Here is a 12,652-nt window from a genome sequence, read left to right on the forward strand (position 1 = left end):
GCGTCACGGGCAAAGTCGCCAACAGCAGGTCACTGCTCGGCCAACTCCGTCCGGGCATCCCAGCCACCGCCCAGCGCCGCGATCAACTGCACGCTCGCCACCAGCCGCCCCTGCAACAGCGTCAACACGCTGCGTTCACTGCTCAGCGCCGTGGTCTGCACGTTCACCACGTCCAGGTAACCGATCAACCCGGCCTTGTACTGGTTCTCGGTCAAGCGCAACGACTCCCGCGCCGCCTCGAGCGCTTCCTGCCGGACAACGGCTTCGTCGCCGTACACCTTGAGCTGCACCAGGTAGTTCTCCACCTCCTTGAAGCCATCCAGCACCGTCTGCCGGTACTGCGCCACGGTCTGGTCGTACACCGCCACGGTGCGGTCCACCTCGGCGCTGCGCTTGCCGGCATCGAACAGCGTCAACGCCAACTGCGGGCCGACGGACCAGTAGCGGTTGGGCAGCTCGATCCAGTTGTTGAAACTGCTACTGGAGTACCCGCCGTTCATGCTCAGGGACAGGTCGGGGAAGTACGCTGCCCGGGAGACGCCGATATTGGAGTTGGCCGCCATGACCTTGCGCTCGGCCGAGGCGATGTCGGGCCTGCGCTCGAGCAACTGCGACGGTAGCGACACCGGCACCTGCGGCAACGCCGGAATGTCGCGGGTCGCCGCCAGGGCGAAGTCGGCCGGTGCCTTGCCCATCAACACGGCAATGGCGTTCTCGTACTGCGCGCGCTGCCAGGCCAGGTCGATCAGGTCGGCCTGGGTGCTCTTGAGCTGGGTACGCGCCTGGGCTACGGCATCCGGCCCGGCAACCCCGGCGCGGTACTGGTTCTCGTTCATCTTCAACGACCGCTCATAGGCCGCTACCGTGGCCTCGAGCAAGCGTTTCTGCGCGTCGATCACCCGCAGTTGCAGGTAGTTCTGCACCAGTTCGGACTGCTGGCTCAGGCGAATGGCCGCCATATCGGCGAGGCTGGCCTCGGCACTGGCCTCGTTGGCGTTCATGGCTTCACGCAGCTTGCCCCACAGGTCGATCTCCCAGCTCACGCCGAGTTGCGCGTTGTAGGTGTTGCGGATGCCGCTGCTGTTGTTCGACAGGCTCGAGCTGGAGCTCCCGGTGCCCTGGGCCGAACGGTTCTTGCCAGCGGTGAGGTTCAATGAGGGGAACAGCGCGGCGCGGCTGCTGCGCACCAGTGCCTGGGCCTGGCGGTACTGCGCCTCGTACTGCGCCACCGTCTGGTTGCTGCGGTTGAGCTCTTCCACCAGGGCATCGAGCTGTTTGTCGCCATACAGCTCCCACCACGCCCCGCGGGCGATGGCATCGGACGGGTTGGCCTGGGTCCAGCCCTGGGCCTGCTTGAACTGCGCCGGGGTGCTGATCTCCGGGCGGTGATAGTCCGGGCTCAAGGTACAGGCGCTGAGCATGGCCACGCACAACCCGGCGCTGACCAGGCGCGAGCCACGCCCTTGGGTCAGCAGCCTGAGGGCACGATGGATTCGGGTGTGGGCAAAGTTCATAGCGGGGTATCCAGGGCAGCGTCGGTGCGCACGCCGCGCCAGCGGTTGAACCGGTGGCGCAGGCGATCGAGGTACAGGTAGACCACAGGCGTGGTGTAGAGGGTGAGGATCTGGCTGAAGACCAGGCCGCCGATGATGGTCAGGCCCAGCGGCTGGCGCATCTCGGCGCCCTCGGCGCGGCTGAGCAGCAGCGGCAGCGCGCCGAGGATCGCGGCCAGGGTGGTCATCAGGATCGGCCGCAGGCGCAGCAGGCAGGCACGGCGGATCGACTCCTCCGGCGACAGGCCTTCATGGCGCTCCAACTGCAGGGCCAGGTCGATCATCAGGATGGCGTTCTTCTTCACCACGCCGATCAGCAGAAATAGCCCCAGCAGCGAGATCAGGCTGAATTCGCCACCGGTCAGGTACAGCGCCAGCAAGGCGCCGACCCCGGCCGAGGGCAGTGTGGAAAGGATCGTCAGCGGGTGGATGTAGCTCTCGTAGAGGATGCCCAGCACCAGGTACACCAGCACCAGGGCACCGAGGATCATGAACGGTTGGCCTTCGGCGGTCTTGGTGAAGGCGTCGGCATCGCCACCGAGCTTGGCGATCACCGATTCGGGCAGGCCAAGCTTGGCCACCGCCCGCTCCAGCGCGGCCAGGGCCTGGTCGGGGCTGTAGCCTTCGGCGACATCGAACGAGATATCTTCGGAGGCGAACTGCCCTTCGTGGCTGACGCGGTCGTTGGCCAGGCTGTTCTCGTAGCGGGCGAAGGTGGACAGCGGCACCCGGGCGCCGTCGGCGGTGATCACCTGCACCTGCTCCAGGGTGCTCGGGTCCCAGGCGTATTTCGGGTTGATCTCCAGCACCACCTGGTACTGGTTGAGGCTGTCGTAGATGGTCGAGATCTGCCGCTGGCTGTAGGCGTTGTTGAGCACCGCGGTGACCATGTCCATGTCGATGCCCAGGCGCTTGGCCTGGTCACGGTCGACCACCAGGGTCACCTGCTGGGTGCCGGCGCCGTCGTGGGCGTCGATGGCGGTCAGCTCGGGCAACTTGCGCAGTTCGGCGGTGACCTTGGGGAACCACTCGCGCAAAGCAGCCAGGTCGCCGCTCTGCAGGGTGTAGAGGTACTGCGAGGTGGTCTGGTCGCGGCCGCCGCCACCGAGTTGCAGGTCCTGGTCGGCCATCAGGTACAGGCGCCCGCCGGGGATCTTCGGCAGGTCCTTGCGCAGACGATCGATGACCTTCTGCGCGTTTTCCTTGCGCTCGGCGATCGGCTTCAGGCGCACCAGCACGAAGGCGTTGTTGGTACCGCTGTTGCCGCCGATGAAGCCGGCGACACTTTCCACCGCCGGGTCCGCGAGCAGGGCGCGGCGGTAGATTTCCATCTTCGGCTGCATCACCGTGAACGACAGGCCGTCGTCGCCACGAATGAAGCCTTGCAGCTGGCCGGTGTCCTGCTGCGGCATCAGGGTCTTGGGTACCACCACGTACAACGCGATGTTGAGCACGATGGTGGCCAGCAGGCTGAGCAGGGTCAGGCGCCTGTGGCGCAGCGCCCAGCCCAGGCTCTTGTCGTAGCCGGCGACCATGCGCTGGTGGATACGGTCGCTCCAGCGTTGCAGGCGGGTCTGCTGATGCGGGCCATGGACCTTGAGCCAGCGCGAGCAGAGCATCGGCGTCAGCGTCAGCGACACCACCAGCGAGACGATGATCGCCGCCGCCAGGGTGATCGAGAACTCCTTGAACAACCCGCGCACGATCCCGCCCATGAACAGGATGGAGACGAACACCGCCACCAGCGAGACGTTCATCGACAGCAGGGTGAAACCGACCTCCTGCGCGCCCTTGTAGGCGGCCCGCATCGGGCTCTCGCCCTTCTCGATATGCCGGGAGATGTTCTCCAGCACCACGATGGCATCGTCCACCACCAGGCCGGTGGCAAGGATCAGCGCCATCAGCGACAGGTTGTTCAGCGAGAATCCGCACAGGTACATGACCGCGAAGGTGCCCACCAGCGACACTGGCACCGCCAGGCTCGGAATCAGCGAGGCGCGGAAGTTGCCGAGGAACAGGTAGACCACCAGGATCACCAGCACCACGGCGATCAGCAAGGTGTGCTCGGCCTCCTTCAGGGTGGCCTTGATCACCGGCGAGCGGTCCATGGCCACGTTGAGCTTGACGCTGGCCGGCAGCAGCGACTGCAACGCCGGCAGCTCGGCCTTGATCTGCTCGACGGTCTGGATGATGTTGGCGTTGGTCTGGCGGTTGACCACCAGCAGCACCGCGCTCTCGTCGTTGAAGAAGCCGCTGTTGTAGCGGTTCTCCACGCCATCGCTGACCTTGGCCACGTCCGACAGGCGCAGGATCGAGCCATTCTGCTGGCGGATGACGATGGGTTTGTAGTCCTCGGCCTGCTCCAGCTGGTCGTTGGCGCGTACCTGCCAGTTACGTTCGCTGTCCTCGACGAAGCCCATGGGCCGGCGCTGGTTGGCATTGGCCACGGCGGTGCGCACATCGTCCAGGGACAGGCCGTACTGGTTGAGCAACTGCGGCTCGAGCTCGATGCGCACCGCCGGCAGCGAACTGCCGCCGATCTGCACTTCCCCAACCCCGCTGACCTGCGACAGGCTCTGGGACAGGATGGTGTCGGCCAGGTCGTACAGCTTGCCCTTGGACAGCACCTGCGAGGTCAGTGACAGCACCATGATCGGCGCCTGGGACGGGTTGATCTTCTTGTAGGTGGGCATGCTGCGCATGCCGCTGGGCAGCAGGTTGCGAGTGGCGTTGATCGCTGCCTGCACCTCGCGTGCCGCGCCATCGATGTCGCGGCCCAGCTCGAAGCCGATGATCACCCGGGTCGAGCCCTGGTTGGAACTGCTGGTCAGGGTAGTGACGCCGGCAATGGCGCCGAGCTTGCGCTCCAGCGGCGTGGCCACGGTGGACGCCATGACCTCGGGGCTGGCCCCAGGCAGGCTGGCCTGCACCACGATCACCGGGAAATCCATCTGCGGCAGTGGCGACACCGGCAGCAGGCCGAAACTCACTCCGCCCAGCAGCATGATCGCCAGGCTCAGCAGCATGGTGGCCACTGGCCGGCGGATGAAGGGTCCTGACAGGTTCATGCTTCGGCCTGCCGCGCATCGTCAACCGGGCGCCAGCGACGTGCCAGGCGGTCAAAGTACAAGTAGATGACCGGCGTGGTGAATAGGGTCAGCACCTGACTCACCAACAGGCCGCCGACCATCACCAGACCTAGCGGCTGGCGCAGCTCGGCGCCGGAACCAGTGGCGAGCATCAGCGGCACCGCGCCGAACAGCGCAGCCAGGGTGGTCATCAGGATCGGCCGGAAGCGCAGCAGCGCAGCCTGGTAGATCGCATCATTCGGGCTCATGCCCTGATGACGCTCGGCCTCGAGGGCGAAGTCGATCATCATGATCGCGTTCTTCTTGACGATGCCGATCAGCAGGATGATGCCGATAATGGCGATCATGCCCAGGTCGTTGCCGCTCAGCAGCAGCGCAAGCAACGCCCCTACCGCCGCCGAAGGCAACGTCGAGAGGATGGTCACCGGGTGGATGTAGCTCTCGTAGAGCACGCCGAGCACGATGTACATGGTCACCACGGCGGCAAGGATCAGCAGCAAGGTACTCGAAAGCGAAGCCTGGAACGCCTCGGCGGCGCCCTGGAAACGGGTCTGCACGCCGATCGGCATGCCGATGTCCTGCTGCACCTGCTCGATCACCTTGACCGCCTCGCCCAGGGACGCGCCATGGGCCAGGTTGAACGACATCATCACCGCCGGGAACTGGCCGATGTGCGAGATGGCCAGCTGGGCCTGGCGCTGCTCGATGCGCGCCAGGGCCGACAGGCGCACCTGGCCGCCGTCGGCGGCCTTGACGTGGACCGCTTCCAGGGCCTGCGGGCCGAGGCTGGCCGCGGTCTGCGACTGCAGCACCACGCGGTACTGGCTGGCCTGGGTGTAGATGGTCGAGATCTGCCGCTGGCCGAAGGCGTCGTACAGGGCGTTGGTGATCTGCGCCACGGTGATGCCGAGGCGGCTGGCCATGTCGCGGTCGATCACCAGGTACACCTGCAGGCCCTTGTCCTGCAGATCGCTGGCCACGTCCTGCAGCTCCGGGCGGTCCTTCAGTGCCTGCACCAGCTTGCCGCTCCACTCGGCGAGCATGTCGGCATCCGGGGAGCTGAGGCTGAACTGGTACTGGGTGCGGCTGACCCGATCTTCGATGCTCAGGTCCTGCACCGGCTGCATGAACAGGCGGATGCCGACCAGTTTGTCGAGCTGCGGCTGCAACCTGCTGATCACCTCGGCTGCCGTCACGTCGCGCTCGCCATGGGGCTTGAGGTTGATCAGCAAACGGCCGCTGTTGAGGGTGGCGTTGTCACCATCCACACCGATGTACGAAGACAGGCTCTGCACCGCCGGGTCCTGCAGGATCACCTCGGTCAGGGCCTGCTGGCGTTGACTCATGGCGGCGAACGAGGTCGACTGCGGCGCCTCGGAAATCCCCTGGATGACCCCGGTGTCCTGGGCCGGGAAGAAGCCCTTGGGCACCATCAGGTAGAGCACAACGGTCAGCGCCAGGGTTGCCACGGCCACCAGCAGCGTCAACGGCTGGCGCTTGAGTACCCAGGTCAGGGCACTGGCGTAGTGCTTGATCAGCCAGTCGATCCAGGCGCCGCTGGCACGGTAGAAGCGGCCCTGCTCCTCCTCCTCGGGCTCGCGCTTGAGCAGCCGGGCGCACATCATCGGCGTCAAGGTCAGTGACACCACCAGGGAAATCAGGATGGCCACCGCCAGGGTGATGGCGAACTCGCGGAACAGCCGCCCGACCACGTCGGCCATGAACAGCAGCGGAATCAGTACCGCGATCAGCGAGAAGGTCAGCGAGATCAGGGTGAAACCGATCTGTTTCGCGCCCTTGAGCGCGGCCTGCAGCGGTGTCTCGCCCTCTTCTATGTGCCGGGAGATGTTCTCCAGCATGACAATGGCATCGTCCACCACGAAACCGGTGGCGATGGTCAGGGCCATCAGCGTGAGATTATTGACCGAGAAGCCGGCCAGGTACATCACCCCGAAGGTGCCGATCAGCGACAGCGGCACGGCGATCGACGGGATGATCGTGGCCGAGACCCGGCGCAGGAACAGGAAGGTCACCATCACCACCAGGGCAATGGCGAACAGCAACTCGTGCTGCACGTCGCGCACGGCGGCGCGGATGGTCTGGGTACGGTCGGTGAGGACGCTGACGTCCAGGCCCGCCGGCAGGTTGTCGGTGATCGACGGCAGCAGTTCCTTGATCCGGTCGACTACCTCGATGACGTTGGCGCCGGGCTGGCGCTGGATGTTCAGCAGCACCGCCTCGTTCTGGTTGGCCCAGGCGGCCAGGCGCTCGTTCTCGGCGCCGTCGACGATCTCGGCGACGTCCTTCAGGCGCAGCGGCGCGCCATTGTTGTACTTGAGGATGAGATTGGCGTATTCGGCCGGCGAGCGCAGCTGGTCGTTGGCGTCGAGCATCGACACCCGGGTCGGGCCGTCGAAGTTGCCCTTGGGCTGGTTGACGTTGGAGGCGCCGATCAGGGTGCGCACGTCGTCCAGGTTGAGGCCGTTGGCGGCCAGCGCGTCGACGTTGACCTTGATCCGCACGGCCTGGCGCTGGCCACCGGCGATACTGACCATGCCGACGCCGCTGATCTGCGCGATCTTCTGCGCCACGCGGGTATCGACCAGGTCGTTGAGCTTGGGCAGTGGCATGGTCTTGGAGGAAATGGCCAGGGTCAGTACCGGTGTGTCGGCCGGGTTGACCTTGTTGTACACCGGCGGCGCCGGCAGGTCGCTGGGCAGCAGGTTGCTGGCGGCGTTGATCGCGGCCTGTACCTGCTGTTCGGCGACATCCATGTTCATGTCGAGGTTGAAGCGCAGGGTCAGCACCGAGGCGCCGCCGGAGCTGGTCGAGGCCATCTGCTCGAGGCCCGGCATCTGCCCGAACTGACGCTCCAGAGGTGCGGTGACGGCGCTGGTCATGACCTGGGGGCTGGCGCCGGGGTACAGGGTCATGACGCGGATGGTCGGGTAATCGACCTGGGGCAAGGCCGCCACCGGCAGCAGTTTGTAGGCGATCAGGCCGGCCAGGACGATGGCCAGCATGCTCAGCGTGGTGGCGACCGGCCGCAGGATGAACAGGCGCGAGAGGTTCATGCGCCCGCCTTGGAGCCTGGTTCACCGGCCTGCGCCGAGCCCTTGGCGCCCTGCCCCTGCAGATGCTGGCCGGGGGTGGTCGGCACTTGCGAGCTGTCTTCGACCACCTCGACCTTGGAGCCTTCGCGCAGGCGGTCGGTGCCTTCCAGCACCAGGCGGTCACCGGCGGCCAGGCCCTCGACGATCACACTGTTCTCACCATCGCTGGCACCGACCTTGAGCGGGCGGATGTTGATCGTGCTCTCGGCGTTGACCACATAGGCGAAGGTGCCGTCATTGCCGAACTGGATGGCCGCGGCCGGGGCCAGTACCACCTGCTTCAGGGTGTCGGCCAGCAGGCGCACATTGACGAACTGGTTGGGGAACAGGGCATGGTCGGCGTTCTGGAAGGTGCCCTTGAACTTCAGGGTGCCGGTGGCGGTGTCGATCTGGTTGTCGAGGCTGCCCAGCACGCCGGTGGACTGCAGCTTCTGATCGCCACGATCCCAGGCTTCCACCGGCAGGCTGGCGCCACTGCGGTAGCGGGCGAGCACGGTGTCGAGCTGGGTTTCCGGCAACGTGAAGGCGACACTGATCGGCTCGGTCTGGGTGATGACCACCAGCGCCGTGGTGTCGTTGGCGGCGACCAGGTTGCCCACGTCCAGCTGGCGCAGGCCCAGGCGACCGCTGATCGGCGCACGGATCTGGGTGAACTCCAGGTTCAGGCGCGCGTCGTTGACCTGCGCCTGGTTGGTCTTGACCAGCCCTTGGAATTGCCCGACCTGTGCCTCGGCGGTGTCCAGGGTCTGCTTGGCGATGCTGTCTTCGGCATACAGGCCTTTATAACGAGCCAGGTCGACCTGGGCGTTCTTCAGTTGAGCCTGGTTCTGCGCCAAGGTGCCTTCGGCCTGCTGCAGGGCGATACGGTAGCTGCGCGGGTCGATCTCGGCGAGCAGGTCGCCGGCCTTGACCTGCTGGCCCTCCTTGAAATGAATCTTCACCAGCTCGCCAGCCACCCGGCTGCGCACATTGACCGTGTTGGTCGCGGTCACGGTGCCAAGGGCCTTGTAGTACAGCGGGAAGTCACCCACCCGCGCAGGCTCGACGCGCACCGGCACCGCTTCGGTGGAGGCGCCGAAACCCGGCCGCCCACCCATGCCTTTGCCCGGGCGATGCCCTTCACCCTCTTTATGGGCGGTCGTTGCGGGCCACAGCCACCAGGCCAGCAGGGCCACCAGCAGCAGGATCAGCAGGCCGAACAGCCAGCGACGAGGGGAACGGGAATTGGAGGCTTGCATGGGTCGAACGAACCTTGTTCAGAGAATGACGGCGTGGAGAGCGTGAACGATAAGCACTGGCATCGTTTTAGCAAAGGGGCTTTACCAGTGCTTTACCTTCGGCTGACGTTGGCAAAGGCGTGAACTTTAAATGAAAACGGCCTGGAACAGGGTCCAGGCCGTTACCGGGTGTTACCTGGTTCGCCGGCAAGCCGGCGAACACTTACTTCAAGACAGCCAGCGCCGCCTCGTAGTTCGGCTCGTCGGCGATTTCGCCCACCAGCTCGCTGTGCAGCACCTTGTCGTTTTCGTCAAGCACCACCACGGCGCGGGCGGCCAGGCCGGCCAGCGGACCATCGGCGATGGCCACGCCGTAGTTTTCCAGGAACTCGCGGCCACGCAGGGTCGACAGGTTCTTCACGTTCTCCAGGCCTTCAGCACCGCAGAAGCGCGCCTGGGCGAACGGCAGGTCGGCGGAGATGCACAGCACCACGGTGTTGGCCACGTCATTGGCCTGGGCGTTGAACTTGCGCACCGAGGTGGCGCAGGTCGGGGTGTCGACGCTTGGGAAGATATTCAACACCTTGCGCTTGCCGGCAAAGTCGGCAAGCGACTTGTTCGACAGATCGCCAGCGACCAGGGAGAAGGCAGGTGCCGCGGCGCCTTGCTTCGGCAGTTCACCGCTGACCTGAACCGGGTTGCCTTTGAGAGTCACTTGAGCCATGGCGGAAATCCTTATGCGGGGGTTTGAAAAGGATCCAGAGTTAACCATGAAGCAGCGCAAGTGCCTATGGGCAAAGATGAAATTGTCCTACGTTCGGGCGATTCCTGTAGACAAACGCCCGGGCGACTGGCGTCGGCCCGGGCGCTTTTCCTACATGGCGAGCATTCAGGCCAGCAGGCCGTACACCACCGAGGTCAAGGCCACCAGGCCGACCACCACCACGAACACGTTGGACAGCGCACCACTGTACTTGCGCATCGACGGCACGCGGCGGATGGCGTACATCGGCATCAGGAACAGCAGTACTGCAATGATCGGACCGCCGAGGGATTCGATCATGCCCAGGATGCTCGGGTTGAGCGTGGCGACGATCCAGCACACCACCAGCATCAGCGCGGCGACGATGCGGTCCAGAGCCTTGGCGCCCGGGCGCATGCCGGTCTTGACGATCATGCCCTTGAGGCCTTCGCTGGCACCGATGTAGTGGCCCAGGAACGACTTGGCGATGGCGATGAAGGCGATCAGCGGCGCGGCGAAGGCGATGGCCGGCTGCTCGAAGTGGTTGGCCAGGTAGGACAGGATCGACAGGTTCTGCGCCTTGGCTTCAGCCAACTGGGCGCTGCTCAAGGTCAGCACGCAGCTGAACACGAAGAACAGCACCATCAGTACCATCAGCAGATGGGCACCGCGCAGGATCTGGCCGCTGCGCTCGTCGGCGTGCTCGGCGTAGCGGCGCTTCTGATCAACGGCAAAGGCCGAGATGATCGGCGAATGGTTGAACGAGAACACCATCACCGGAATGGCCAGCCACACGGTGTGCAGGAAGGCCGAGCCGGACGGCACCTGGGTGGCGGTGTCGAGGATACCGCCGGTCCAGTGCGGCACCAGGTACAGGGCCAGCAGCGCCAGGGCGACGATGAACGGATACACCAGCAGGCTCATGACCTTGACCGTGGCCTGTTCGCCGCAACGCACGATGGCCAGCAGGCCGAGGATCAGCACGAACGACAGGATCGCCCGCGGCGGCGGCGCGATATGCAGCTGGTGCTCCATGAAGCTGCTGACGGTGTTGGTCAGCGCCACGCTGTAGATCAGCAGGATCGGGAAGATGGCGAAGAAGTACAGGACGGTGATCAGCGCGCCGGCGGTGATGCCGAAATGCTCCTCGACCACGTCGGTGATATCGCCGCCCTTGCTGCCCGAGAGTACGAAACGGGTCAGCCCGCGGTGGGCGAAGTAGGTCATGGGGAAGGCCAGCAAGGCCAGGACCAGTAGCGGCCAGAAACCGCCAAGGCCGGCGTTGATGGGCAGGAACAGGGTTCCGGCGCCGATGGCCGTGCCGAACAGGCCCAGCATCCAGGTGGTGTCTTGACGCGACCAACTGCCAAGGGTGGCGGGGGTCGATTCTACAAAGCGTTGTTCAACGCTTGGGGCCTGCTCATTCATTCCGGGTGACGCTCCACTCGCAAGACTGCAACAGGCTGAGAATGGCGAAATAGACGATTCGCCCAACTCAACCGGGGAAGAGGGGCGCGATTGTGCATGCAAAGGTTGCACTTGGGGAAGCCCCGCCCGAGGGACGGTTGCACTTGTCTTTACAAGCAGGTTGTGCTGGATGGGGCTACGCAGCTCTTTCGCCGCGGTTTGTCGCCACCGCAAGCCGGCCCTCAGAGGGGCTCAAAGAGGCAATGCAGGCGATAAGGGTGGGAGCCGGCACCGGCGAAAGGGCCGCAAAGCGGCCCCAGGCAGGTTACCGCTGAACGGCGGCAAACGCCTCGGCCACCTGGCGCAGGTTGGCCGGGCGCAGGCCGGACATGCACACCCGGCCGCTGTCGATCAGGTAGACGCCGAATTCGTCACGCAGACGGCGCACCTGTTCGACGCTGAAGCCGGTATAGCTGAACATGCCGCGCTGGCGCAGGAAGAACTGGAAGTCCTGACCTGGCAGCAGCTCGCCGAGCAGGTCGACCAGGCCCTGGCGCATATCGAGGATACGCTTGCGCATCACCTCCACTTCCGCAGCCCATTGCGCATTGAGCGCAGCGTCACCCAGCACGCCGGCCACCAGCTGGGCGCCGAAAGCGGGTGGGCTGGAGTAGTTGCGGCGCACGGTGGCCTTGAGCTGCCCAAGCACGCTGGAAGCGGTGGCGGCATCGTCGCAGACCACCGACAAGCCTCCTACCCGCTCGCCGTACAGCGAGAAGATCTTCGAGAACGAGTTGCTGACCAGGCAAGGTACGCCGGCACGGGCCATTTCGCGGATCGCATAGGCGTCTTCGACCAGCCCTTCGCCAAAGCCCTGGTAGGCGATATCGAGGAACGGGATCAACTGGCGCGCCTTGACCACTTCGACCACCTGTTGCCACTGCTGCTGGTCCAGGTCAACGCCGGTGGGGTTGTGGCAGCACGGATGCAGCAGGACCACGCTGTTCTGCGGCAAGGCCTGCAGGCTGGCCAGCATGCCGGCGAAGTCGACTCCACGGGTGTCCGGGTCGAAGTACGGGTAGGTGTGCACCTTGAAGCCTGCACCTTCGAAGATTGCCCGGTGGTTGTCCCAGGTCGGGTTGCTCACCCATACCTCGGAGCCTGGGAAGTAGCGCTTGAGGAAGTCGGCACCGACTTTCAGCGCGCCGGAGCCGCCGACGGTCTGCACGGTGGCCACGCGGCCAGCGGCGACGGCCGGGTGCTCGGCGCCGAACAGCAACGCCTGGATCGCCTGGCGGTAAGCGGCCAGGCCTTCCATCGGCAGGTACAACGAGGCTTCATGGGGCTGGCCGGCCAGGCGTTTCTCCACCTCGGCCACCGCCGCCAGCTGCGGCACCACGCCGGCTTCGTCGTAGTACAGGCCGATACTCAGGTTGACCTTGGCGGCGCGCGGGTCGGCCTTGAAGGTTTCCATCAGCGAGAGGATCGGGTCGCCGGCATAGGCATCGACATGTTTGAACACAGCGTGCAG

General features: G+C 65.3%; 7 protein-coding genes. All 7 read right to left on the bottom strand.

Annotated elements, in window-relative coordinates; translation table 11 throughout:
• Window positions 1-29: 29 nt before the first annotated feature.
• Window positions 30-1,514, bottom strand: coding sequence for an efflux transporter outer membrane subunit (locus DFS21_RS11690; protein ID WP_110699245.1), 1,485 nt, complete (start codon window positions 1,512-1,514; stop codon window positions 30-32).
• Entirely contained in the window at window positions 1,511-4,621 is a 3,111-nt protein-coding gene (locus DFS21_RS11695; protein WP_111532354.1) for a multidrug efflux RND transporter permease subunit, read from the bottom strand. Before DFS21_RS11695 ends, DFS21_RS11690 begins: the two co-directional genes overlap by 4 nt.
• Window positions 4,618-7,716 (bottom strand): MdtB/MuxB family multidrug efflux RND transporter permease subunit, encoded by a 3,099-nt coding sequence (locus tag DFS21_RS11700; RefSeq protein ID WP_111532355.1) that lies wholly within the window; start codon window positions 7,714-7,716, stop codon window positions 4,618-4,620. The genes DFS21_RS11695 and DFS21_RS11700 overlap by 4 nt, the downstream gene beginning before the upstream one ends.
• A complete protein-coding gene (locus DFS21_RS11705) occupies window positions 7,713-8,993 on the bottom strand; it encodes an MdtA/MuxA family multidrug efflux RND transporter periplasmic adaptor subunit (RefSeq protein WP_110699251.1) in 1,281 nt (426 codons plus the stop codon). Before DFS21_RS11705 ends, DFS21_RS11700 begins: the two co-directional genes overlap by 4 nt.
• A 202-nt stretch (window positions 8,994-9,195) precedes the next feature.
• Window positions 9,196-9,696 (bottom strand): thiol peroxidase, encoded by a 501-nt coding sequence (gene tpx / locus DFS21_RS11710; protein WP_028692156.1) that lies wholly within the window; start codon window positions 9,694-9,696, stop codon window positions 9,196-9,198.
• A gap of 165 nt (window positions 9,697-9,861) precedes the next feature.
• Entirely contained in the window at window positions 9,862-11,142 is a 1,281-nt protein-coding gene (locus DFS21_RS11715; protein ID WP_110699253.1) for a serine/threonine transporter, read from the bottom strand.
• A gap of 304 nt (window positions 11,143-11,446) precedes the next feature.
• Window positions 11,447-12,643, bottom strand: coding sequence for an amino acid aminotransferase (locus DFS21_RS11720; protein WP_110699255.1), 1,197 nt, complete (start codon window positions 12,641-12,643; stop codon window positions 11,447-11,449).
• Window positions 12,644-12,652: the final 9 nt, after the last annotated feature.

It is taken from the genome of Pseudomonas sp. 2848 (assembly GCF_003253945.1).
In the GTDB taxonomy this organism is placed as follows: domain Bacteria; phylum Pseudomonadota; class Gammaproteobacteria; order Pseudomonadales; family Pseudomonadaceae; genus Aquipseudomonas.

Bases quoted from the DNA above. Each gene is read 5' to 3' on its own strand.
- tpx (WP_028692156.1), bottom strand. From the start codon at position 9,696: ATGGCTCAAGTGACTCTCAAAGGCAACCCGGTTCAGGTCAGCGGTGAA.
- DFS21_RS11715 (WP_110699253.1), bottom strand. From the start codon at position 11,142: ATGAATGAGCAGGCCCCAAGCGTTGAACAACGCTTTGTAGAATCGACC.
- DFS21_RS11690 (WP_110699245.1), bottom strand. From the start codon at position 1,514: ATGAACTTTGCCCACACCCGAATCCATCGTGCCCTCAGGCTGCTGACC.
- DFS21_RS11700 (WP_111532355.1), bottom strand. From the start codon at position 7,716: ATGAACCTCTCGCGCCTGTTCATCCTGCGGCCGGTCGCCACCACGCTG.
- DFS21_RS11695 (WP_111532354.1), bottom strand. From the start codon at position 4,621: ATGAACCTGTCAGGACCCTTCATCCGCCGGCCAGTGGCCACCATGCTG.
- DFS21_RS11705 (WP_110699251.1), bottom strand. From the start codon at position 8,993: ATGCAAGCCTCCAATTCCCGTTCCCCTCGTCGCTGGCTGTTCGGCCTG.